The organism is Pseudomonas sp. S8 (assembly GCF_050473925.1).
Lineage (GTDB): Bacteria > Pseudomonadota > Gammaproteobacteria > Pseudomonadales > Pseudomonadaceae > Aquipseudomonas > Aquipseudomonas parakoreensis.
Window position 1 is genome coordinate 5,010,093 of record NZ_JBFDVZ010000016.1, and the last position, 24,257, is coordinate 5,034,349.

A 24,257-nucleotide genomic window follows, 5' to 3' on the forward strand; every position below is an offset into this window, starting at 1 on the left:
TCCCCGAAGCAAGTCTGCAGATACCCTGTCTGTAGATTGGTGTCCGTGCGCCGGGCAAAACTTGTAATTGGTGCACGATCTTGTATGGTTGGTTCCCTTTGAATCTGAGCCTTGCGGGTCTGTTATGAAGTCGGTTGAAGAGCAGCTAGCGCTGATTAAACGTGGTGCGGAAGAACTATTGGTCGAGTCCGAGCTGATCGAGAAGCTCAAGCGCGGCCAGCCGCTGCGTATCAAGGCTGGTTTCGATCCAACCGCCCCGGATCTGCACTTGGGTCACACCGTGCTTATTAATAAGCTGCGCCAGTTCCAGGAATTGGGGCATCAAGTGATCTTCCTTATTGGTGACTTCACCGGAATGATCGGTGATCCAAGCGGCAAGAGTGCGACTCGTCCTCCTTTGACTCGCGAGCAGGTTCTGGAAAACGCCGAAACGTACAAGACTCAAGTGTTCAAGATTCTTGATCCGGCGAAAACCGAAGTTGCATTCAACTCCACCTGGATGGATCAGATGGGGCCGGCGGACTTCATTCGTCTGACTTCGCAATACACTGTCGCGCGTATGCTGGAGCGTGATGACTTCGACAAGCGTTACACCACCAATCAGCCGATCGCTATTCATGAGTTCCTCTATCCGCTGGTTCAGGGTTATGACTCGGTTGCTCTGCGCGCGGATGTCGAGCTGGGCGGTACCGATCAGAAGTTCAACCTGCTGATGGGGCGTGAGCTGCAGCGTGGATATGGCCAGGAAGCTCAATGCATTCTGACCATGCCGTTGCTCGAGGGGCTGGATGGCGTGAAGAAGATGTCCAAGTCGTTGGGCAATTACGTCGGTATCCAGGAGGCGCCAGGTGTCATGTACGGCAAGCTGGTTTCGATTCCGGATGCGCTGATGTGGCGTTACTTTGAGCTGCTCAGCTTCCGTTCGATGGATGAGATCAATGCCTTGCGTGCAGATGTGGAGGCGGGGGCCAACCCGCGCGACATCAAGATCAAGCTGGCGGAAGAGATTGTTGCGCGTTTCCACGGTGAGGAGGCTGCGGCCAATGCTCATCGGGCTGCAGGTAACCGTATGAAGGATGGTGAGTTGCCGGATGATCTGCCGGAGATCGAGCTGGCCTCTGCTGAGGATATGCCAATTGCCGCCGTTCTTAATAAAGCAGGCCTGGTGAAGAACTCGGCGGCGGCGCGCGATCTGTTGGCTTCCGGTGGTGTGCGTGTTGATGGTGAGGTGGTTGATCGCTCCTTTATATATGTACTGGGTGCGACTCACGTCTGTCAGGCGGGCAAGAAGGCGTTTGCGCGCATCACGCTGAAATCTGAATAAAGTTTGAAATAAGGGTTGACGGCGAATTTTAGAAGTCTATAATTCGCCCCACTTCCGGCGCAGTCGAAACGGAAAACTCCTTGAGATTCAATGAGTTACGCGGTTTTCGATAGTGGGTTGCTTCAGTTCATCGAAGCCTGGAAGGAGTTGAAAGAGCGGTGAGGTTTGGCTCTTTTGACGGTTCGATCTTCTCGGTCGAAAGTGGAGAAAAAGAGGTGTTGACAGCGGCGTGTAACGCTGTAGAATTCGCCTCCCGCTAACGAGAGATCGGAAGCGCAAGTGGTTGAAGTGGTTGAAGAATTCTTCGAAAACTTCTGAAAATAATCACTTGACAGCAAATGAGGCTGCTGTAGAATGCGCGCCTCGGTTGAGACGAAAGATCTTAACCAACCGCTCTTTAACAACTGAATCAAGCAATTCGTGTGGGTGCTTGTGGGGTCAGACTGATAGTCAACAAGATTATCAGCATCACAAGTTACTCCGCGAGAAATCAAAGATGTAACCAACGATTGCTGAGCCAAGTTTAGGGTTTCTTAAAAACCCAAAGATGTTTGAACTGAAGAGTTTGATCATGGCTCAGATTGAACGCTGGCGGCAGGCCTAACACATGCAAGTCGAGCGGATGAAAGGAGCTTGCTCCTGGATTCAGCGGCGGACGGGTGAGTAATGCCTAGGAATCTGCCTGGTAGTGGGGGACAACGTTTCGAAAGGAACGCTAATACCGCATACGTCCTACGGGAGAAAGCAGGGGACCTTCGGGCCTTGCGCTATCAGATGAGCCTAGGTCGGATTAGCTAGTTGGTGAGGTAATGGCTCACCAAGGCGACGATCCGTAACTGGTCTGAGAGGATGATCAGTCACACTGGAACTGAGACACGGTCCAGACTCCTACGGGAGGCAGCAGTGGGGAATATTGGACAATGGGCGAAAGCCTGATCCAGCCATGCCGCGTGTGTGAAGAAGGTCTTCGGATTGTAAAGCACTTTAAGTTGGGAGGAAGGGTTGTAGATTAATACTCTGCAATTTTGACGTTACCGACAGAATAAGCACCGGCTAACTCTGTGCCAGCAGCCGCGGTAATACAGAGGGTGCAAGCGTTAATCGGAATTACTGGGCGTAAAGCGCGCGTAGGTGGTTTGTTAAGTTGGATGTGAAATCCCCGGGCTCAACCTGGGAACTGCATCCAAAACTGGCAAGCTAGAGTATGGTAGAGGGTGGTGGAATTTCCTGTGTAGCGGTGAAATGCGTAGATATAGGAAGGAACACCAGTGGCGAAGGCGACCACCTGGACTGATACTGACACTGAGGTGCGAAAGCGTGGGGAGCAAACAGGATTAGATACCCTGGTAGTCCACGCCGTAAACGATGTCAACTAGCCGTTGGGAGCCTTGAGCTCTTAGTGGCGCAGCTAACGCATTAAGTTGACCGCCTGGGGAGTACGGCCGCAAGGTTAAAACTCAAATGAATTGACGGGGGCCCGCACAAGCGGTGGAGCATGTGGTTTAATTCGAAGCAACGCGAAGAACCTTACCAGGCCTTGACATCCAATGAACTTTCCAGAGATGGATTGGTGCCTTCGGGAACATTGAGACAGGTGCTGCATGGCTGTCGTCAGCTCGTGTCGTGAGATGTTGGGTTAAGTCCCGTAACGAGCGCAACCCTTGTCCTTAGTTACCAGCACGTTATGGTGGGCACTCTAAGGAGACTGCCGGTGACAAACCGGAGGAAGGTGGGGATGACGTCAAGTCATCATGGCCCTTACGGCCTGGGCTACACACGTGCTACAATGGTCGGTACAGAGGGTTGCCAAGCCGCGAGGTGGAGCTAATCCCATAAAACCGATCGTAGTCCGGATCGCAGTCTGCAACTCGACTGCGTGAAGTCGGAATCGCTAGTAATCGCGAATCAGAATGTCGCGGTGAATACGTTCCCGGGCCTTGTACACACCGCCCGTCACACCATGGGAGTGGGTTGCACCAGAAGTAGCTAGTCTAACCTTCGGGAGGACGGTTACCACGGTGTGATTCATGACTGGGGTGAAGTCGTAACAAGGTAGCCGTAGGGGAACCTGCGGCTGGATCACCTCCTTAATCGACGACATCAGCTGCTCCATAAGTTCCCACACGAATTGCTTGATTCATTGAAGAAGACGATAGAAGCAGCCCGAAATTGGGTCTGTAGCTCAGTTGGTTAGAGCGCACCCCTGATAAGGGTGAGGTCGGCAGTTCGAATCTGCCCAGACCCACCAATTTTTGTGTGGGAAACCTGTAGAAATACGGGGCCATAGCTCAGCTGGGAGAGCGCCTGCCTTGCACGCAGGAGGTCAGCGGTTCGATCCCGCTTGGCTCCACCACCACTGCTTCTGAAGTTTGAAAGCTTAGAAATGAGCATTCCATCGCTGTGATGGTGAATGCTGATTTCTAGTCTTTTGATTAGATCGTTCTTTAAAAATTTGGGTATGTGATAGAAAGATAGACTGAACGTTACTTTCACTGGTAACGGATCAGGCTAAGGTAAAATTTGTGAGTGACTCTTAAGAGTTTTGCGAATTTTCGGCGAATGTCGTCTTCACAGTATAACCAGATTGCTTGGGGTTATATGGTCAAGTGAAGAAGCGCATACGGTGGATGCCTTGGCAGTCAGAGGCGATGAAAGACGTGGTAGCCTGCGAAAAGCTTCGGGGAGTCGGCAAACAGACTTTGATCCGGAGATGTCTGAATGGGGGAACCCAGCCATCATAAGATGGTTATCTTGTACTGAATACATAGGTGCAAGAGGCGAACCAGGGGAACTGAAACATCTAAGTACCCTGAGGAAAAGAAATCAACCGAGATTCCCTTAGTAGTGGCGAGCGAACGGGGACTAGCCCTTAAGTGGCTTTGAGATTAGCGGAACGCTCTGGAAAGTGCGGCCATAGTGGGTGATAGCCCTGTACGCGAAAGTCTCTTAGTCATGAAATCGAGTAGGACGGAGCACGAGAAACTTTGTCTGAATATGGGGGGACCATCCTCCAAGGCTAAATACTACTGACTGACCGATAGTGAACTAGTACCGTGAGGGAAAGGCGAAAAGAACCCCGGAGAGGGGAGTGAAATAGATCCTGAAACCGTATGCGTACAAGCAGTGGGAGCAGACTTTGTTCTGTGACTGCGTACCTTTTGTATAATGGGTCAGCGACTTATTTTCAGTGGCGAGCTTAACCGAATAGGGGAGGCGTAGCGAAAGCGAGTCTTAATAGGGCGTCTAGTCGCTGGGAATAGACCCGAAACCGGGCGATCTATCCATGGGCAGGTTGAAGGTTAGGTAACACTGACTGGAGGACCGAACCGACTACCGTTGAAAAGTTAGCGGATGACCTGTGGATCGGAGTGAAAGGCTAATCAAGCTCGGAGATAGCTGGTTCTCCTCGAAAGCTATTTAGGTAGCGCCTCATGTATCACTGTAGGGGGTAGAGCACTGTTTCGGCTAGGGGGTCATCCCGACTTACCAAACCGATGCAAACTCCGAATACCTACAAGTGCCGAGCATGGGAGACACACGGCGGGTGCTAACGTCCGTCGTGAAAAGGGAAACAACCCAGACCGTCAGCTAAGGTCCCAAAGTTATGGTTAAGTGGGAAACGATGTGGGAAGGCTTAGACAGCTAGGAGGTTGGCTTAGAAGCAGCCACCCTTTAAAGAAAGCGTAATAGCTCACTAGTCGAGTCGGCCTGCGCGGAAGATGTAACGGGGCTCAAACCATACACCGAAGCTACGGGTATCACGCAAGTGATGCGGTAGAGGAGCGTTCTGTAAGCCTGTGAAGGTGAGTTGAGAAGCTTGCTGGAGGTATCAGAAGTGCGAATGCTGACATGAGTAACGACAATGGGTGTGAAAAACACCCACGCCGAAAGACCAAGGTTTCCTGCGCAACGTTAATCGACGCAGGGTTAGTCGGTCCCTAAGGCGAGGCTGAAAAGCGTAGTCGATGGAAAACAGGTTAATATTCCTGTACTTCTGGTTATTGCGATGGAGGGACGGAGAAGGCTAGGCCAGCTTGGCGTTGGTTGTCCAAGTTTAAGGTGGTAGGCTGAGATCTTAGGTAAATCCGGGATCTTAAGGCCGAGAGCTGATGACGAGTTACCTTTCAGGTGACGAAGTGGTTGATGCCATGCTTCCAAGAAAAGCTTCTAAGCTTCAGATAACCAGGAACCGTACCCCAAACCGACACAGGTGGTTGGGTAGAGAATACCAAGGCGCTTGAGAGAACTCGGGTGAAGGAACTAGGCAAAATGGCACCGTAACTTCGGGAGAAGGTGCGCCGGTGAGGGTGAAGGACTTGCTCCGTAAGCTCATGCCGGTCGAAGATACCAGGCCGCTGCGACTGTTTATTAAAAACACAGCACTCTGCAAACACGAAAGTGGACGTATAGGGTGTGACGCCTGCCCGGTGCCGGAAGGTTAATTGATGGGGTTAGCTAACGCGAAGCTCTTGATCGAAGCCCCGGTAAACGGCGGCCGTAACTATAACGGTCCTAAGGTAGCGAAATTCCTTGTCGGGTAAGTTCCGACCTGCACGAATGGCGTAACGATGGCGGCGCTGTCTCCACCCGAGACTCAGTGAAATTGAAATCGCTGTGAAGATGCAGTGTATCCGCGGCTAGACGGAAAGACCCCGTGAACCTTTACTATAGCTTTGCACTGGACTTTGAATTTGCTTGTGTAGGATAGGTGGGAGGCTTTGAAGCGTGGACGCCAGTTCGCGTGGAGCCATCCTTGAAATACCACCCTGGCAACTTTGAGGTTCTAACTCAGGTCCGTTATCCGGATCGAGGACAGTGTATGGTGGGTAGTTTGACTGGGGCGGTCTCCTCCTAAAGAGTAACGGAGGAGTACGAAGGTGCGCTCAGACCGGTCGGAAATCGGTCGTAGAGTATAAAGGCAAAAGCGCGCTTGACTGCGAGACAGACACGTCGAGCAGGTACGAAAGTAGGTCTTAGTGATCCGGTGGTTCTGTATGGAAGGGCCATCGCTCAACGGATAAAAGGTACTCCGGGGATAACAGGCTGATACCGCCCAAGAGTTCATATCGACGGCGGTGTTTGGCACCTCGATGTCGGCTCATCACATCCTGGGGCTGAAGCCGGTCCCAAGGGTATGGCTGTTCGCCATTTAAAGTGGTACGCGAGCTGGGTTTAGAACGTCGTGAGACAGTTCGGTCCCTATCTGCCGTGGACGTTTGAGATTTGAGAGGGGCTGCTCCTAGTACGAGAGGACCGGAGTGGACGAACCTCTGGTGTTCCGGTTGTCACGCCAGTGGCATTGCCGGGTAGCTATGTTCGGGAAAGATAACCGCTGAAAGCATCTAAGCGGGAAACTTGCCTCAAGATGAGATCTCACTGGAACCTTGAGTTCCCTGAAGGGCCGTCGAAGACTACGACGTTGATAGGTTGGGTGTGTAAGCGCTGTGAGGCGTTGAGCTAACCAATACTAATTGCCCGTGAGGCTTGACCATATAACACCCAAGCAATCTGAATGCTCGTAAGAGACCAGATTGCGGTGTGTGAAGACGCAATGAACCGAAAGTTCGCGCTGCTCACAAAGCACCTGTATCACATACCCGATTTGCTGAAGCGAGGCCAGCCGGTCACGAGTCAGTATCCGAATTTCTTGACGACCATAGAGCGTTGGAACCACCTGATCCCATCCCGAACTCAGAAGTGAAACGATGCATCGCCGATGGTAGTGTGGGGTTTCCCCATGTGAGAGTAGGTCATCGTCAAGATTAAATTCCGAAACCCCAATTGCGAAAGCAGTTGGGGTTTTGTTTTGCCCGCAGGAAAGTGGTGCGCTTGATTTCTATGCAATCGCCCTGCTCATGGCTATTATTCGGGCCTCATTGTGAGGCGAGACCTGCATGCTGACGTTGTTGAATCTTTTAAAGGATGGTCGATTCCATTCCGGTGAGGCCTTGGGGCTTGCCTTGGGAATCAGTCGAAGCGCGGTGTGGAAGCAGCTTCAGCATCTTGAGGCTGAGCTCGGATTGTCAATTAACAAAGTCCGGGGCAGAGGCTATCAACTGGCTGCGCCCCTGACGCTGCTCGACCCCCTGAAGATTGGTGCCTTGGCAGCGGTTTGGCCGATTACAGTCTTTGACTCCATTGACTCCACTAACGCAGAGGCGCTTCGCGCGATCAATCAAGGTCGAGCGGCACCGTTTCTGGTATTGGCAGAGCGACAGATTTCCGGCCGTGGTCGCCGTGGACGTAAGTGGGTAAGCCCTTTTGCTGAAAATCTCTACTACAGCCTGGTTCTGCGCATAGAAGGTGGCATGCGTCAGCTTGAGGGCTTGAGTCTGGTGGTCGGTTTGGCTGTTATGCACGCCTTGCGAAAGTTGGGGGTGGCGGGCGCAGGATTGAAGTGGCCCAACGATGTGCTGGTCGGAGACAAGAAAATCGCCGGTATTCTTCTTGAGCTGGTCGGGGATCCTGCAGATGTTTGCCATGTGGTGCTGGGTATTGGCGTTAATGTAAACATGCAGGTTGCCGAGGAAGTTGACCAGCAATGGACGTCGATACGACTGGAAACGGGCAAAAGCTGCGATCGCAACCTCTTGGTAGCTGAGCTGAGCGAGCAGCTACGCGGCTATATCCAGCGCCATCAGGTTGATGGTTTCTCTGCGTTCCAGGAAGAGTGGGAAAAGGATCACATGTGGCAAGGTCGCCCGGTTTCTTTGATTGCCGGCGTTAGTCATATAGAAGGCGTTGTGCTTGGCATTGATAGCCAAGGTGCGCTGCGCTTGAAGGTGGACGGCGTGGAAAAAGTTTTTAGTGGTGGTGAGCTCAGCCTGAGGTTGCGTGATGATTCTTGAGCTCGACTGTGGGAATAGCTTTATCAAGTGGCGGGTATTGAATACGGCCGCTGGCGGTCTTTTCGCGGAGGGTGTTGTCGACTCGGATCAAGCTTTGGTGGATAGCTTGAGCGCATTTGACAGCCTGTCGTTGCGTAAATGTCGATTGGTGAGCGTAAGAACCAGCGAAGAAACTGCCGCGCTCACCCGGATTCTTGAGCAGGAGTTCGGTGTCTCGGCCGTGTGCGCCAAGTCGGCCAGTGAGATGTCTGGTGTCAAGAATGGCTATGACGAGTATGAACGCCTGGGGCTAGATCGCTGGTTGGCGATGCTTGGTGGCTTTCATTTGGCTGCGGGCGCCTGTCTGATTCTGGATTTCGGCACTGCAGTGACGGCCGACTTTATTAATGCCGAAGGTGAGCACCTTGGGGGATTCATTTGCCCAGGGATGCCCTTGATGCGTAACCAATTGCGTACGCATACCCGGAAAATCCGTTATGGGGACTCGGCTGCCGAAAGAGCGCTGACGAGCCATGCTCCGGGGCGCAGTACCGTCGAAGCGGTGGAGCGTGGATGCTCTTTAATGTTGAGAGGTTTCGTTCTGACCCAGATGGAAATGGCTCGATCCTATTGGGGAGAGCGCTTTACTGTTTTTATTACCGGTGGCGATGCTCTGTTGGTGGCGGACGTTGTGCCTGAAGCGCGGATCGTCCCTGACCTGGTATTCATAGGGTTGGCGATGGCCTGTCCTTTAACTTGAGGTTTGTATGCGTTGGTTGTTCCTGCTGCTCGTTGTTCTCAATGTGTTTTATTACGTCTGGCATCAGCAGGAAGCACCCTTGCGTGCGAAAGATGTCACGCCCCTCAGCATCTACCGCGGGTCTCAACAAGATATTCGCTTATTGAGTGAGGCGAATGGTGACTCTGGGGGAGGGCAGGGCGCGCGCCGTGGCGGACAGGAGTGTCTGTTTTTGGGTGGTTTGACTCAAGAAAGCAGCATTTCCGCGCTGCAGCTGCGTCTAGCGGCCCTGGGAGTGAAGGTTCAGGCGTCGCAAAAGGATCTCCCCGAGCTTGGTTACTGGTTGCGCATTGCGCCCGAAAGCCAGCGTTTATTGGGGGATGTGCAGTTGCAGAACCTTTCCAAGGAATTCAATGAGTTAAAACATAAAATAATGCTGTGTGAGGGGGTTGCACCGCTGGAATAGTTTGCATAGAATGGCGCCCGCTCCACAGCGAACACCTAAACAGGTGGTCAGCGCGGAGCGGTGTCAATGCAGCTAACCTCAGGTTTTTAATGAGAAAATGCTTGACAGAAGGCTGGCATAGTATAGAATGCCGGCTCGCTTAGGAGGGGTTCCCGAGCGGCCAAAGGGATCAGACTGTAAATCTGACGTCTACGACTTCGAAGGTTCGAATCCTTCCCCCTCCACCATTTTTAGCGTGAGCTGCAAGCTCCGCGGGTATAGTTTAGTGGTAGAACCTCAGCCTTCCAAGCTGATGATGCGGGTTCGATTCCCGCTACCCGCTCCAAGTTTGCAGGTTGTGCAAAGTGTTACGCTCTTGTAGCTCAGTTGGTAGAGCACACCCTTGGTAAGGGTGAGGTCAGCGGTTCAAATCCGCTCAAGAGCTCCATATAACAAGGCAGATATGAAAATATCTGCCTTTGTTTTAATGGTAGATATCGTTCGTCTAATTCTTCTGTTGAGGGTGTTATCGATGGCTAAGGAAAAATTTGATCGTTCCCTGCCCCACGTCAACGTAGGGACCATTGGTCACGTTGACCACGGTAAAACCACTCTGACTGCTGCTCTGACTCGCGTCTGCTCCGAAGTTTTCGGTTCGGCCGTAGTTGAATTCGACAAGATCGACAGCGCTCCAGAAGAAAAAGCTCGCGGTATCACCATCAACACCGCGCACGTTGAGTACAACTCGCTGATCCGTCACTACGCTCACGTTGACTGTCCAGGTCACGCTGACTACGTGAAGAACATGATCACCGGTGCTGCTCAAATGGACGGCGCTATCCTGGTTTGCTCGGCCGCTGATGGTCCGATGCCGCAAACCCGTGAGCACATCCTGCTGTCCCGTCAGGTAGGCGTTCCGTACATCGTGGTTTTCCTGAACAAGGCTGACCTGGTAGACGACGCTGAGCTGCTGGAACTGGTTGAGATGGAAGTTCGCGACCTGCTGTCCACCTACGACTTCCCGGGCGATGACACTCCAATCATCATCGGTTCGGCTCGTATGGCGCTGGAAGGCAAAGACGACAACGAGATGGGCACCACTGCCGTCAAGAAGCTGGTTGAAACTCTGGACAGCTACATCCCAGAACCAGTTCGTATGATCGACAAGCCATTCCTGATGCCAATCGAAGACGTATTCTCGATCTCGGGTCGCGGTACTGTTGTGACTGGTCGTATCGAGCGCGGTATCGTTCGCGTTCAAGACGCACTGGAAATCGTTGGTCTGCGTGACACCACCACCACCACCTGCACCGGTGTTGAGATGTTCCGCAAGCTGCTTGACGAAGGTCGTGCTGGTGAGAATTGCGGCGTTCTGCTGCGTGGTACCAAGCGTGACGACGTTGAGCGTGGTCAGGTTCTGGTCAAGCCAGGTTCGGTTAAGCCGCACACCAAGTTCACCGCAGAAGTTTACGTTCTGAGCAAGGAAGAAGGCGGTCGTCACACTCCGTTCTTCAAAGGCTACCGTCCACAGTTCTACTTCCGTACTACTGACGTAACTGGTAACTGCGAGCTGCCAGAAGGCGTTGAAATGGTAATGCCAGGTGATAACATTCAGATGACTGTTACCCTGATCAAAACCATCGCGATGGAAGACGGTCTGCGTTTCGCTATCCGTGAAGGCGGTCGTACCGTCGGCGCTGGTGTCGTGGCTAAAATCATCGAATAAGCGGTTGTAATGTATTTTTCGGGCCGGCATAATGGTCGGCCTGATTTTGTTTTAGGTCAGTAGCTCAATTGGCAGAGCGACGGTCTCCAAAACCGTAGGTTGGGGGTTCGATTCCCTCCTGACCTGCCAGATTCACTCAGTGTGTCTGGCTTTCTTTTCACAGGATCTTCATAGATGACTCCTAAGGCTGAAGCTCAAGGCTCTCGCTTCGATTTACTAAAGTGGTTTGTGGTAGCTGCTTTGGTGGTTGTGGGTGTAGTTGGCAATCAGTATTACGCTGCTTCGCCGATCCTGTACCGTGTACTCGCACTGCTCGTGATTGCTGCTGTTGCTGCCTTTGTAGGCCTGCAGACTGCAAAGGGCAAGTCGTTCTTCGTACTGGTTAAGGAAGCGCGCACCGAGATTCGTAAAGTCGTATGGCCAACTCGCCAGGAAACTACGCAGACAACGTTGATTGTTGTTGCTGTGGTTATCGTTATGGCGTTGCTGTTGTGGGGTGTTGATTCCCTGCTCGGCTGGCTTGTTTCCTTGATTGTCGGCTAAGGGTGTCCCGTGGCTAAGCGTTGGTACGTTGTGCATGCTTACTCGGGTTACGAGAAGCATGTCATGCGCTCGCTGATTGAGCGCGTTAAGCTGGCTGGCATGGAAGATGGCTTCGGCGAAATTCTGGTTCCCACTGAAGAAGTGGTTGAAATGCGTAATGGCCAGAAGCGCAAAAGCGAACGTAAGTTCTTCCCAGGTTATGTGCTGGTACAGATGGATATGAACGAGGGTACTTGGCACTTGGTCAAGGATACTCCTCGGGTGATGGGCTTCATTGGCGGTACCGCCGACAAGCCTGCTCCAATCACCGACAAAGAGGCGGAAGCCATTCTCCGTCGCGTGGCCGATGGTAGTGATAAGCCGAAGCCGAAGACTCTGTTTGAGCCGGGTGAAGTGGTTCGTGTTACCGATGGTCCATTCGCTGACTTTAACGGCACCGTCGAAGAAGTTAACTACGAAAAGAGCCGTGTCCAGGTGGCAGTGCTTATTTTCGGTCGCTCTACCCCGGTAGAGTTAGAGTTCAGTCAGGTCGAAAAGGTCTAACTGAACAAGCATCCCAACCCCGCAGCCCTAGGCTGTGGGGTTTTGTCGTCACTGGGATAAACGCGCAAGTAACCGGGGAGCCTTTCGAGGCGTTCGAACCCGTAATTGGAGTGCCTCATGGCCAAGAAGATTACCGCTTACATCAAGCTGCAAGTGAAGGCCGCTCAGGCTAACCCAAGCCCACCTGTTGGTCCTGCTCTGGGTCAGCACGGCGTGAACATCATGGAATTCTGCAAGGCTTTCAACGCCCGTACTCAGGGTCTTGAAGCAGGTCTGCCGACTCCAGTGATCATCACTGTCTACAGCGACCGTAGCTTCACTTTCGAAACCAAATCCACCCCTGCTTCGGTTCTGCTGAAGAAGGCGGCCGGTCTGACCAGCGGTTCCGCTCGTCCGAACACCGTTAAGGTTGGGACTGTTACCCGTGCTCAGCTGGAAGAAATCGCGAAAACCAAAAACGCGGATCTGACTGCAGCTGATATGGATGCAGCCGTGCGTACTATCGCCGGTTCTGCTCGTAGCATGGGCCTTAACGTGGAGGGTGTGTAATGGCTAAGCTGACCAAGCGTCAAAAGGCTATCGCCGGCAAAATCGAAGCAGGCAAGGCCTACAACATTGTAGACGCTGCTGCTCTGCTGGCTGAGCTGTCGACTGTCAAGTTCAGCGAGTCGTTCGACGTTGCTGTAAACCTGGGTGTAGACCCGCGTAAATCCGACCAGGTTGTTCGTAGCGCTACTGTGCTGCCACACGGCACTGGCAAGACCGTTCGCGTTGCTGTGTTCACCCAGGGTCCAGCTGCTGAGGCCGCTTTGGCTGCCGGCGCTGACCGTGTAGGTATGGACGACCTGGCTGCCGAAATGAAAGGCGGCGACCTGAACTATGACGTAGTGATCGCATCCCCGGATGCCATGCGCGTTGTAGGTCAACTGGGTCAGATCCTCGGTCCACGTGGCCTGATGCCTAACCCGAAAGTCGGCACCGTAACTCCAGACGTAGCTACCGCGGTTAAAAACGCCAAGGCTGGTCAGGTTCGTTATCGCACCGACAAAAACGGCATCATCCACACTTCCGTTGGCAAGATCGGCTTCGATGCCGTCAAGCTGAAGGAAAACGTTGAAGCCCTGATCGCTGATCTGAAGCGTATCAAGCCAGCTTCTTCGAAAGGTATCTACGTCAAGCGCGTTACCCTGAGCACCACTATGGGCCCAGGTCTGGTTATCGACCAGAGCTCGCTGGACGCGTAAGACAAAGGTTGGCGCGTTTGATCGCGTCAATTGAAAGATTGGGGTCCCTGCCTGGCGGGGGCTATCCAAGACCGTAGGCGACGCAAGTCTTAAACCATAAGCCTACGCAGATGGTGCTCCCGGTTCCTTACCGAATCAGACACCAAAACGACATTCGGTTTCGACCGAGTGAAACGGTAACAAGCAGGAGTTAAACCCGTGGCAATTAATCTCGAAGACAAGAAGGCCATCGTCGCTGAAGTCAACGAGGCTGCCAAAGTCGCTCTGTCCGCTGTCGTGGTTGATGCCCGTGGCGTAACAGTAGGCGCAATGACCGGACTCCGTAAAGAGGCTCGTGAAGCTGGCGTTTACGTACGTGTTGTACGTAACACCCTGCTCAAGCGCGCTGTTGCTGACACTGAATACAGTGTCCTCAACGACGTGTTCACCGGCCCGACCCTGATTGCATTCTCGAACGAACATCCGGGCGCTGCTGCCCGTATCTTCAAAGAGTTTGCCAAGGGTCAGGACAAGTTCGAGATCAAGGCAGCTGCGTTCGAGGGCAAGTTCCTCGCAGCTAATCAGATCGACGTACTGGCAACTCTGCCGACCCGTGACGAAGCAATTTCTCAGCTGATGAGCGTGATTCAAGGCGCTACCAGCAAATTGGCTCGTACTCTGGCGGCAATTCGCGACCAGAAAGAAGCTGCCGCAGCCTAAGGCTCGTCGACTTCTCGCGTTTTTTGTTTATTTCGATGGTCGCGTAGGCCGTCCCCCAATTCAGGAATTGAGTCATGTCTCTGACTAACGAACAAATCATCGAAGCAATCGGCCAGAAATCCGTAGTGGAAATCGTTGAGCTGATCAAAGCGATGGAAGAAACCTTCGGCGTTACCGCTGCTGCCGCTTCGGCTGGCCCAGCTGTAGCTGCTGCTGCTGTTGAAGAGCAAACCGAGTTCAACGTTGTCCTGGTTGAAGCCGGCGAGAAGAAAGTAAACGTGATCAAGGCAGTTCGTGAACTGACCGGTCTGGGCCTGAAAGAAGCCAAAGAGAAAGTAGATGGCGCTCCTCAGGTTGTAGCTGAAGGCGTTTCGAAAGAAGCTGCTGAAGACGCTAAGAAGAAGCTGGAAGAAGCAGGCGCTAAAGTCGAGCTGAAATAAGTATCGACTTTGCTCCTCCAGCCCGAGCGTCAAGCGACAGGCTGATGGCTGGTGGCTCTTGCCACCGGCCTTTTTCCGTTATTGGCAGCCGACTGGGTCGGTGCTGATAAAGGCGCTGTAACCACCCGATGCGGTGGCGCAAACCATGGGGTTTGCACGATTTTCTGGCTGCTCCCGTCGGGAGGGGCCAAACAAGCAGGTGACCAAGCTGGGGAACGCTGATGGCTTACTCATATACTGAGAAAAAACGTATCCGCAAGGACTTTAGCAAGTTGCCGGACGTCATGGATGTGCCGTACCTCCTGGCCATCCAGCTGGATTCGTATCGTGAATTCTTGCAAGCGGGAGCGACTAAAGATCAGTTCCGCGACGTGGGCCTGCATGCGGCCTTCAAATCCGTTTTCCCGATCATCAGCTACTCCGGCAATGCTGCGCTGGAGTACGTCGGTTATCGCTTGGGCGAACCGGCATTTGATGTCAAAGAATGCGTGTTGCGCGGTGTAACTTTCGCCGTACCTTTGCGGGTAAAAGTGCGCCTGATCATTTTCGACAAAGAATCGTCGAACAAAGCGATCAAGGACATCAAAGAGCAAGAAGTCTACATGGGCGAAATCCCATTGATGACTGAGAACGGTACCTTCGTAATCAACGGTACCGAGCGTGTTATCGTTTCCCAGCTGCACCGTTCCCCGGGCGTGTTCTTCGACCACGACCGCGGCAAGACGCACAGCTCCGGTAAACTGCTGTACTCCGCGCGCATCATTCCTTACCGCGGTTCGTGGCTGGATTTCGAGTTCGACCCGAAAGACTGCGTATTCGTGCGTATCGACCGTCGTCGCAAGCTGCCGGCCTCGGTACTGCTGCGTGCGCTCGGCTACACCACCGAAGAAGTGCTGGACGCGTTCTACACCACCAACGTATTCCACGTTAAAGGCGAAGGCCTGAGCCTGGAACTGGTGCCTCAGCGCCTGCGCGGTGAAGTGGCTGTCCTTGATATCCAGGACGATAAAGGCAAGGTGATTGTCGAGCAGGGCCGTCGTATTACTGCCCGCCACATCAACCAGCTGGAAAAAGCCGGGATCAAAGAGCTGGACGTGCCTCTGGACTACGTCTTGGGTCGCACCACCGCCAAGGTCATCGTGCATCCAGCTACCGGCGAAATCCTGGCAGAGTGCAACACCGAGCTGTCGACCGAAGTCCTGGCGAAAATCGCCAAGGCCGGCGTTGTTCGCATCGAAACTCTGTACACCAACGACATCGACTGCGGTCCGTTCATCTCCGACACGCTGAAGATCGACTCCACCAGCAACCAATTGGAAGCGCTGGTCGAGATCTATCGCATGATGCGTCCAGGCGAGCCGCCAACCAAAGACGCTGCCGAAACCCTGTTCAACAACCTGTTCTTCAGCCCTGAGCGCTATGACCTGTCTGCGGTCGGCCGGATGAAGTTCAACCGTCGTATCGGTCGTACCGAAATCGAAGGTTCGGGCGTGCTGTGCAAGGAAGACATCGTCGCGGTCCTGAAGACTCTGGTCGATATCCGTAACGGTAAAGGCATCGTCGATGACATCGACCACCTGGGTAACCGTCGTGTTCGCTGCGTAGGCGAAATGGCCGAGAACCAGTTCCGCGTTGGCCTGGTACGTGTTGAGCGTGCGGTCAAAGAGCGTCTGTCGATGGCCGAAAGCGAAGGCCTGATGCCGCAAGACCTGATCAACGCCAAGCCAGTGGCTGCGGCGGTGAAAGAGTTCTTCGGTTCCAGCCAGCTGTCGCAGTTCATGGACCAGAACAACCCGTTGTCCGAGATTACCCACAAGCGTCGTGTCTCTGCACTCGGCCCTGGCGGTCTGACTCGTGAGCGCGCGGGCTTTGAAGTCCGTGACGTACACCCGACTCACTACGGTCGTGTCTGCCCGATTGAAACGCCGGAAGGTCCGAACATCGGTCTGATCAACTCCCTGGCTGCGTACGCTCGCACCAACCAGTACGGCTTCCTGGAAAGCCCGTACCGTGTGGTGAAAGAGGGTGTGGTCACCGACGAGATCGTGTTCCTGTCCGCTATTGAAGAAGCCGATCACGTGATCGCGCAGGCTTCGGCGACCATGAACGAGCAGAAAGTCCTGATCGACGAACTGGTAGCCGTACGTCACCTGAACGAATTCACCGTCAAGGCGCCGGAAGACGTCACCTTGATGGACGTTTCGCCGAAGCAGGTAGTTTCGGTTGCAGCGTCGCTGATTCCGTTCCTCGAGCACGACGACGCCAACCGTGCGTTGATGGGTTCGAACATGCAGCGTCAAGCTGTACCAACCCTGCGCGCTGACAAGCCGCTGGTAGGTACGGGCATGGAGCGTAACGTGGCTCGCGACTCCGGCGTTTGCGTCGTGGCTCGTCGTGGCGGCGTGATCGACTCCGTTGATGCCAGCCGTATCGTGGTTCGTGTTGCTGATGACGAAGTTGAAACCGGCGAAGCTGGTGTCGACATCTACAACCTGACCAAATACACCCGCTCGAACCAGAACACCTGCATCAACCAGCGTCCGCTGGTGAGCAAGGGTGATCGCGTTCAGCGTAGCGACATCATGGCCGACGGCCCGTCCACCGACATGGGTGAACTGGCACTGGGTCAGAACATGCGCATCGCGTTCATGGCATGGAACGGCTTCAACTTCGAAGACTCCATCTGCCTGTCCGAGCGTGTGGTTCAGGAAGACCGTTTCACCACGATCCACATTCAGGAACTGACCTGTGTGGCCCGTGACACCAAGCTTGGCCCAGAGGAAATCACTGCGGACATCCCGAACGTGGGTGAAGCTGCACTGAACAAGCTGGACGAAGCCGGTATCGTTTACGTAGGTGCTGAAGTAGGCGCAGGCGACATCCTGGTCGGTAAGGTCACCCCGAAAGGCGAGACCCAACTGACTCCGGAAGAAAAACTGCTGCGTGCGATCTTCGGTGAAAAAGCCAGCGACGTTAAAGACACCTCCCTGCGTGTACCTACCGGTACCAAAGGTACTGTCATCGACGTACAGGTCTTCACCCGCGACGGCGTTGAGCGTGATGCTCGTGCTCTGTCGATCGAGAAGTCCCAGCTGGACGAGATCCGCAAGGATTTGAACGAAGAGTTCCGTATCGTAGAAGGCGCGACCTTCGAACGTCTGCGCTCCGCTCTGGTAGGCCACAAGGCTGAAGGCGGCGCCGGCCTGAAGAAAGGTCAGGACATCACCGACGAAGTGCTCGACGGTCTTGAGCATGGTCAGTGGTTCAAACTGCGCATGGCTGAAGATGCTCTGAACGAGCAGCTCGAGAAGGCTCAGGCCTACATCGTTGATCGCCGCCGTCTGCTGGACGACAAGTTCGAAGACAAGAAGCGCAAACTGCAGCAGGGCGATGACCTGGCTCCAGGCGTGCTGAAAATCGTCAAGGTTTACCTGGCAATCCGTCGTCGCATCCAGCCGGGCGACAAGATGGCCGGTCGTCACGGTAACAAAGGTGTGGTCTCCGTGATCATGCCGGTTGAAGACATGCCGCACGATGCCAATGGCACTCCGGTCGACGTCGTCCTCAACCCGTTGGGCGTACCTTCGCGTATGAACGTTGGTCAGATCCTTGAAACCCACCTGGGCCTCGCGGCCAAAGGTCTGGGCGAGAAGATCAACCGGATGGTCGAAGAGCAGCGTAAAGTCGCTGAGCTGCGCACCTTCCTGGACGAGATCTACAACCAGATCGGCGGTCGTAACGAAGATCTGGACAGCTTCTCCGATCAGGAAATCCTGGATCTGGCGAAGAACCTGCGTGGCGGTGTTCCAATGGCCACTCCAGTGTTCGACGGTGCCAAGGAAAGCGAAATCAAGGCCATGCTGAAACTGGCAGACCTGCCGGAAAGCGGCCAGATGCAGCTGACTGACGGCCGTACCGGCAACAAGTTCGAGCGTCCAGTTACCGTTGGCTACATGTACATGCTGAAGCTGAACCACTTGGTAGACGACAAGATGCACGCGCGTTCTACCGGTTCGTACAGCCTGGTTACCCAGCAGCCGCTGGGTGGTAAGGCGCAGTTCGGTGGTCAGCGTTTCGGGGAGATGGAGGTCTGGGCACTGGAAGCATACGGTGCTGCTTACACTCTGCAAGAAATGCTCACAGTGAAGTCGGACGATGTGAACGGCCGTACCAAGATGTACAAAAACATCGTGGATGGCGATCACCGTATGGAGCCGGGCATGCCCGAGTCCTTCAACGTGTTGATCAAGGAAATTCGTTCCCTCGGCATCGATATCGATCTGGAAACCGAATAACACGTGACGCGATCGAGAGCGGGGCAGGACTGCCCGCTCTCTGCTCCGCCAGGAGGAAAGGCCTTGAAAGACCTACTGAATTTGCTGAAAAACCAGGGTCAAGTCGAAGAGTTCGACGCCATCCGTATCGGATTGGCCTCGCCTGAGATGATCCGCTCGTGGTCGTTCGGTGAAGTTAAAAAGCCGGAAACCATCAACTATCGTACGTTCAAACCTGAGCGTGACGGTCTGTTCTGCGCCAAGATCTTTGGCCCGGTAAAGGATTACGAGTGCCTGTGCGGTAAGTACAAGCGCTTGAAGCACCGTGGTGTGATTTGCGAGAAGTGCGGCGTTGAAGTCGCACTGGCCAAGGTTCGTCGTGAGCGCATGGCGCACATCGAACTGGCTTCGCCGGTTGCCCACATCTGGTTCCTGAAATCGCTGCCGTCCCGTATCGGCCTGCTGATGGACATGACCCTGCGTGATATTGAACGCGTTCTCTACTTCGAGAGCTACGTCGTTATCGATCCAGGCATGACCACCCTTGAAAAAGGTCAGCTCCTGAACGACGAGCAGTACTTCGAAGCGCTGGAAGAGTTCGGTGACGATTTTGACGCCCGCATGGGTGCCGAGGCTGTCCGCGAACTGCTGCACGCTATCGACCTGGAACACGAGATTGGCCGTCTGCGCGAAGAGATTCCGCAAACCAACTCGGAAACCAAGATCAAGAAGCTGTCCAAGCGTCTGAAGTTGATGGAGGCCTTCCAGGGCTCCGGCAACCTGCCAGAGTGGATGGTGCTGACCGTTCTGCCGGTTCTGCCGCCAGATCTGCGTCCACTGGTCCCGCTGGATGGCGGTCGTTTCGCGACTTCCGACCTCAACGATCTGTATCGTCGAGTGATCAACCGTAACAACCGTTTGAAGCGCCTGCTTGATCTGTCCGCTCCGGACATCATCGTGCGCAACGAAAAGCGTATGTTGCAGGAAGCTGTCGATGCACTGCTCGACAACGGTCGTCGTGGCCGCGCTATCACCGGTTCGAACAAGCGTCCTCTGAAATCCCTGGCTGACATGATCAAGGGTAAGCAGGGTCGTTTCCGTCAGAACTTGCTCGGTAAGCGTGTTGACTACTCCGGTCGTTCGGTAATTACCGTAGGCCCGACCCTGCGTCTGCACCAGTGCGGTCTGCCGAAGAAGATGGCTCTCGAACTGTTCAAACCGTTCATTTTCGGCAAGCTGGAAATGCGTGGTCTCGCGACCACCATCAAAGCGGCCAAGAAGATGGTCGAGCGCGAGCTGCCAGAGGTTTGGGACGTTCTCGCTGAAGTGATTCGCGAACACCCGGTTCTTCTCAACCGTGCACCGACCCTTCACCGTCTGGGTATCCAGGCGTTTGAACCGGTACTGATCGAAGGTAAGGCTATCCAGCTGCACCCTCTGGTCTGCGCCGCGTACAACGCCGACTTCGACGGCGACCAAATGGCCGTGCACGTACCGCTGACGCTGGAAGCCCAGCTCGAAGCGCGTGCGTTGATGATGTCGACCAACAACATTCTGTCGCCAGCCAACGGTGAGCCAATCATCGTTCCGTCGCAGGACGTTGTATTGGGTCTGTACTACATGACGCGTGAAGCGATCAACGCCAAGGGCGAAGGTCGTGTGTTCGCGGATCTGCAGGAAGTTGACCGTGTGTTCCGTGCCGGCGAAGCCGCACTGCACGCCAAGGTCAAGGTTCGTATCAATGAAACCGTCAATGACCGTGACGGCAACAGCGTGAGCAACACTCGTATCGTCGACACCACTGTCGGCCGTGCGCTGCTGTTCCAGGTTGTGCCAAAAGGTCTGTCGTACGATGTCGTCAACCTGCCGATGAAGAAAAAGGCGATCTCCAAGCTGATCAACCAGTGCTACCGCGTGGTTGGTCTGAAAGAGACCGTGATCTTCGCTGACCAGTTGATGTACACCGGTTTCGCTTACTCGACCATCTCCGGCGTTTCCATCGGTGTTAACGACTTCGTTATCCCGGACGAAAAAGCCCGCATCATCGGTGCCGCTACCGACGAAGTGAAAGAGATCGAGAGCCAGTACGCCTCCGGCCTGGTAACCCAGGGCGAGAAGTACAACAAAGTGATCGACCTTTGGTCGAAGGCGAACGACGAAGTTTCCAAGGCGATGATGGCCAACCTCTCGAAAGAGAAAGTCATCGACCGTCACGGCGACGAAGTCGACCAAGAGTCCTTCAACTCGATGTACATGATGGCCGACTCGGGTGCGCGGGGTTCCGCAGCACAGATTCGTCAGCTGGCCGGTATGCGTGGTCTGATGGCCAAGCCGGACGGTTCCATCATTGAAACGCCGATTACTGCGAACTTCCGTGAAGGTCTGAGCGTACTCCAGTACTTCATCTCGACTCACGGTGCTCGTAAAGGTCTGGCGGATACCGCGTTGAAAACTGCGAACTCCGGTTACCTGACTCGTCGTCTGGTAGACGTGGCGCAGGATCTGGTTGTAACCGAGATCGATTGCGGCACCGAACACGGTCTGCTGATGACTCCGCATATTGAAGGCGGTGACGTTGTAGAGCCGTTGGGTGAGCGCGTATTGGGTCGTGTTATTGCCCGTGACGTATTCAAACCAGGCACCGAGGACGTTATCGTTCCTGCCGGTACCCTGGTAGACGAGAAGTGGGTCGAGTTCATCGAGCTGAACAGCATCGACGAAGTGATCGTGCGTTCGCCGATCAGCTGCGAAACCCGCTATGGCATTTGCGCCAAGTGCTACGGCCGTGATCTGGCGCGTGGTCACCAGGTGAACATCGGTGAAGCGGTCGGCGTTATCGCTGCCCAGTCCATCGGTGAACCGGGTACCCAGCTGACAATGCGTACGTTCCACATCGGTGGTGCGGCAAGCCGTACTTCCGCAGCCGACAGCGTTCAGGTGAAGAATGGCGGTACCGTCCGTCTGCACAACCTGAAACACGTTGAGCGAGTGGATGGCCACCTGGTTGCTGTGTCCCGTTCCGGTGAGCTCGCAATCGCTGATGACTTCGGTCGTGAGCGTGAGCGTTACAAGCTGCCGTACGGTGCTGTGATTTCGGTTAAAGAAGGTGACAAGGTCGACGCTGGCGCAATCGTGGCCAAGTGGGATCCGCACACTCACCCGATCGTTACCGAAATGAAAGGTACCGTGACCTACGTGGGCATGGAAGAAGGCATCACGATCAAGCGTCAGACTGACGAATTGACCGGTATGACCAACATTGAAGTACTCGACGCGAAAGATCGTCCAGCTGCGGGCAAGGAAATCCGTCCAGCAGTGAAGATGGTCGACGACAACGGCAAGGATCTGTTGCTGCCAGGCACTGACGTTATCGCTCAGTACTTCCTGCCAGCCAACGCCTTGGTCGGTGTTGCGGACGGTGCGAAGATTGCGATCGGTGATGTTATCGCTCGTATCCCGCAAGAAACTTCGAAAACCCGCGACATCACCGGTGGTCTGCCGCGTGTTGCCGACCTGTTCGAAGCTCGTCGTCCGAAGGAAGCGTCGATTCTGGCTGAAGTCAGCGGCACCATCGCGTTCGGTAAAGAGACCAAAGGCAAGCGCCGTCTGGTCATTACCCCGAACGACGGTAGCGATCCGTACGAAGAGCTGATTCCGAAGTGGCGTCACCTGAACGTGTTCGAAGGCGAACAGGTAAACCGCGGCGAAGTTATCTCCGACGGTCCAAGCGATCCGCACGATATCCTGCGTCTGCTGGGTGTGAGCGCGCTGGCCAAGTACATCGTGAACGAGATCCAGGACGTTTACCGTCTGCAAGGCGTGAAGATCAACGATAAGCACATCGAGACCATCCTGCGTCAGATGCTGCGTAAAGTTGAGATCTCCGAGTCCGGCGATTCCAGCTTCATCAAGGGCGACCAGATGGAACTGACTCACGTACTGGTAGAGAACGAGCGTCTGAACGCGGAAGACAAATTTGTCTCCAAGTTCACTCGCGTTCTGCTGGGTATCACCAAGGCGTCGTTGTCCACCGAATCGTTCATCTCGGCGGCTTCCTTCCAGGAAACCACCCGCGTACTGACCGAAGCGGCAGTCACTGGCAAGCGCGACTACCTGCGCGGCCTGAAAGAAAACGTGGTCGTGGGTCGTCTGATCCCGGCCGGTACCGGTCTGGCATATCACAGCGAGCGCAAGCGTCGCCGTGATGCGGACAAACCGTTGCGCGTAAGCGCCAGTGAAGTGGAAGCTGCACTGACCGAAGCGCTGAACTCGAGCGGTAACTGAGTTCTGCGGTAAATAAGCTGAGGCCCTGATCGCTCCGTTCGTCGAATCGAGACAAATTGTCAAGGTTTGACGGGCGGGGAGGTCGGGGCCTTGCCTTGACTGGGGACAAGATCCTCTTTAGACTCTTGATCCCCTAAATTTGGCGGGAATCCGTTCCTGCCATTTTGCTTTTCTTGCAAGACAATAGCGTCGCAAGACAACAGTGGAGCTAGTAGATGGCAACTATCAACCAGCTGGTACGTCAGCCGCGTAAGCGTATCGTCGAGAAATCCGACGTACCTGCGCTGCAGAACTGCCCGCAACGTCGTGGCGTGTGCACCCGTGTGTACACCACTACGCCGAAAAAACCTAACTCGGCACTGCGTAAAGTATGCCGTGTGCGCCTGACCAACGGTTTCGAGGTTTCCTCGTACATCGGTGGTGAAGGTCACAACCTGCAAGAGCACAGCGTGGTACTGATCCGCGGCGGTCGTGTAAAAGACTTGCCAGGTGTTCGTTACCACACCGTTCGCGGCTCCTTGGATACTTCCGGCGTTAAAGGCCGTAACCAGGGTCGTTCGAAGTACGGTACCAAGCGTCCGAAGTAATCGGCCGTTTTGCAGATTTTCATTTTATTGAGTCGATAAGAGTAAGGTCGGGCTTGCATCCACTGGATCTGTCCCGAACTAACCTGAAGACCGCTTGAGGGCTTATCATGCCAAGACGTCGCGTAGCAGCAAAGCGTGAGATTCTGGACGATCCGAAATACGGAAGCCAGATCCTCGCCAAATTCATGAACCACGTTATGGAAAGCGGCAAGAAAGCCGTTGCCGAGCGTATCGTTTATGGTGCCCTGGAAACCGTGAAGGCTCGTAAGGCCGGCACCGATCCCCTGGAACTCTTCGAAAAAGCACTCGACGCCATCGCTCCGCTGGTCGAAGTGAAGTCGCGCCGCGTTGGTGGTGCTACTTACCAGGTTCCGGTCGAGGTTCGTCCTTCCCGCCGTAACGCTCTGGCAATGCGCTGGTTGGTAGACTTCGCCCGTAAGCGTGGCGAGAAGTCTATGGCTCTGCGCTTGGCTGGCGAACTGCTGGATGCTGCTGAAGGTAAGGGTGCTGCTGTTAAGAAGCGTGAAGACGTGCACCGTATGGCCGAAGCCAACAAAGCTTTCTCGCACTACCGCTTCTAAT

At 54.4% G+C, this 24,257-nt stretch carries 15 protein-coding genes, 6 tRNA genes and 3 rRNA genes; all 24 read left to right on the forward strand.

All coding sequences use genetic code 11. The features are described from left to right. Positions 1 to 124: 124 nt before the first annotated feature. The 24 genes from tyrS (at position 125) to rpsG (ending at position 24,256) form a co-directional block, all read left to right on the forward strand. The gene (gene tyrS / locus AB1J88_RS23680) at positions 125 to 1,324 is read left to right on the forward strand and encodes a tyrosine--tRNA ligase (protein ID WP_041070157.1); all 1,200 of its coding nucleotides are present in this window, start codon (positions 125 to 127) and stop codon (positions 1,322 to 1,324) included. 553 nt (positions 1,325 to 1,877) lie between these two features. Continuing rightward, a 16S ribosomal RNA gene (locus AB1J88_RS23685) occupies positions 1,878 to 3,414 on the forward strand. 81 nt (positions 3,415 to 3,495) lie between these two features. Further along, positions 3,496 to 3,572, forward strand: a tRNA-Ile gene (locus AB1J88_RS23690). 29 nt (positions 3,573 to 3,601) lie between these two features. Further along, positions 3,602 to 3,677 (forward strand) — tRNA-Ala (locus AB1J88_RS23695). 247 nt (positions 3,678 to 3,924) lie between these two features. After that, positions 3,925 to 6,816 (forward strand): 23S ribosomal RNA (locus AB1J88_RS23700). 154 nt (positions 6,817 to 6,970) lie between these two features. Beyond that, positions 6,971 to 7,086 (forward strand): 5S ribosomal RNA (gene rrf / locus AB1J88_RS23705). Together the 16S, 23S and 5S rRNA genes with 2 tRNA genes alongside form the textbook arrangement of a ribosomal RNA operon. A 132-nt stretch (positions 7,087 to 7,218) precedes the next feature. Then, positions 7,219 to 8,172 carry a bifunctional biotin--[acetyl-CoA-carboxylase] ligase/biotin operon repressor BirA gene (gene birA / locus AB1J88_RS23710; RefSeq protein ID WP_198758936.1) on the forward strand — a complete coding sequence of 318 codons (954 nt, stop codon included), beginning with the start codon at positions 7,219 to 7,221 and terminating at the stop codon, positions 8,170 to 8,172. Continuing rightward, complete coding sequence (locus AB1J88_RS23715) at positions 8,162 to 8,911, forward strand: pantothenate kinase (protein ID WP_222018085.1); 750 nt, start codon at positions 8,162 to 8,164, stop codon at positions 8,909 to 8,911. The genes birA and AB1J88_RS23715 overlap by 11 nt, the downstream gene beginning before the upstream one ends. 7 nt (positions 8,912 to 8,918) lie before the next feature. Beyond that, positions 8,919 to 9,356: a hypothetical protein gene (locus AB1J88_RS23720; protein ID WP_222018087.1), complete on the forward strand. Its 438-nt coding sequence runs from the start codon at positions 8,919 to 8,921 to the stop codon at positions 9,354 to 9,356. A gap of 142 nt (positions 9,357 to 9,498) precedes the next feature. Then, positions 9,499 to 9,583: transfer RNA gene (locus AB1J88_RS23725), tRNA-Tyr, on the forward strand. 24 nt (positions 9,584 to 9,607) lie between these two features. Beyond that, positions 9,608 to 9,681: transfer RNA gene (locus tag AB1J88_RS23730), tRNA-Gly, on the forward strand. A gap of 26 nt (positions 9,682 to 9,707) precedes the next feature. Further along, positions 9,708 to 9,783 (forward strand) — tRNA-Thr (locus AB1J88_RS23735). Between the two features lie 84 nt (positions 9,784 to 9,867). Next, positions 9,868 to 11,061, forward strand: coding sequence for an elongation factor Tu (tuf, locus tag AB1J88_RS23740; protein WP_024164425.1), 1,194 nt, complete (start codon positions 9,868 to 9,870; stop codon positions 11,059 to 11,061). Between the two features lie 53 nt (positions 11,062 to 11,114). Continuing rightward, a tRNA-Trp gene (locus AB1J88_RS23745) sits at positions 11,115 to 11,190 on the forward strand. 45 nt (positions 11,191 to 11,235) lie between these two features. Beyond that, positions 11,236 to 11,604 (forward strand): preprotein translocase subunit SecE, encoded by a 369-nt coding sequence (secE, locus tag AB1J88_RS23750; RefSeq protein ID WP_430292100.1) that lies wholly within the window; start codon positions 11,236 to 11,238, stop codon positions 11,602 to 11,604. A 9-nt stretch (positions 11,605 to 11,613) separates the two neighbouring features. Continuing rightward, positions 11,614 to 12,147, forward strand: a complete 534-nt coding sequence (gene nusG, locus AB1J88_RS23755) for a transcription termination/antitermination protein NusG (protein WP_025113545.1) — start codon at positions 11,614 to 11,616, stop codon at positions 12,145 to 12,147. Between the two features lie 117 nt (positions 12,148 to 12,264). Then, on the forward strand, positions 12,265 to 12,696 hold the full coding sequence (gene rplK / locus AB1J88_RS23760; protein WP_003228756.1) for a 50S ribosomal protein L11: 432 nt from the start codon (positions 12,265 to 12,267) through the stop codon (positions 12,694 to 12,696). After that, the gene (gene rplA / locus AB1J88_RS23765; RefSeq protein ID WP_003228754.1) at positions 12,696 to 13,391 is read left to right on the forward strand and encodes a 50S ribosomal protein L1; all 696 of its coding nucleotides are present in this window, start codon (positions 12,696 to 12,698) and stop codon (positions 13,389 to 13,391) included. Before rplK ends, rplA begins: the two co-directional genes overlap by 1 nt. Positions 13,392 to 13,589: 198 nt before the next feature. After that, a complete protein-coding gene (gene rplJ, locus AB1J88_RS23770; RefSeq protein ID WP_003228752.1) occupies positions 13,590 to 14,090 on the forward strand; it encodes a 50S ribosomal protein L10 in 501 nt (166 codons plus the stop codon). A 74-nt stretch (positions 14,091 to 14,164) separates the two neighbouring features. Next, positions 14,165 to 14,530, forward strand: coding sequence for a 50S ribosomal protein L7/L12 (gene rplL / locus AB1J88_RS23775; protein ID WP_041074960.1), 366 nt, complete (start codon positions 14,165 to 14,167; stop codon positions 14,528 to 14,530). Positions 14,531 to 14,751: 221 nt separating this feature from the next. Then, positions 14,752 to 18,825 (forward strand): DNA-directed RNA polymerase subunit beta, encoded by a 4,074-nt coding sequence (gene rpoB, locus AB1J88_RS23780; protein ID WP_027614262.1) that lies wholly within the window; start codon positions 14,752 to 14,754, stop codon positions 18,823 to 18,825. A gap of 63 nt (positions 18,826 to 18,888) precedes the next feature. Then, entirely contained in the window at positions 18,889 to 23,088 is a 4,200-nt protein-coding gene (gene rpoC / locus AB1J88_RS23785; protein ID WP_041074962.1) for a DNA-directed RNA polymerase subunit beta', read from the forward strand. 215 nt (positions 23,089 to 23,303) lie between these two features. Then, a complete protein-coding gene (rpsL, locus tag AB1J88_RS23790) occupies positions 23,304 to 23,675 on the forward strand; it encodes a 30S ribosomal protein S12 (protein ID WP_003186084.1) in 372 nt (123 codons plus the stop codon). 107 nt (positions 23,676 to 23,782) lie between these two features. Continuing rightward, complete coding sequence (gene rpsG / locus AB1J88_RS23795; protein WP_003228745.1) at positions 23,783 to 24,256, forward strand: 30S ribosomal protein S7; 474 nt, start codon at positions 23,783 to 23,785, stop codon at positions 24,254 to 24,256. Position 24,257: the final 1 nt, after the last annotated feature.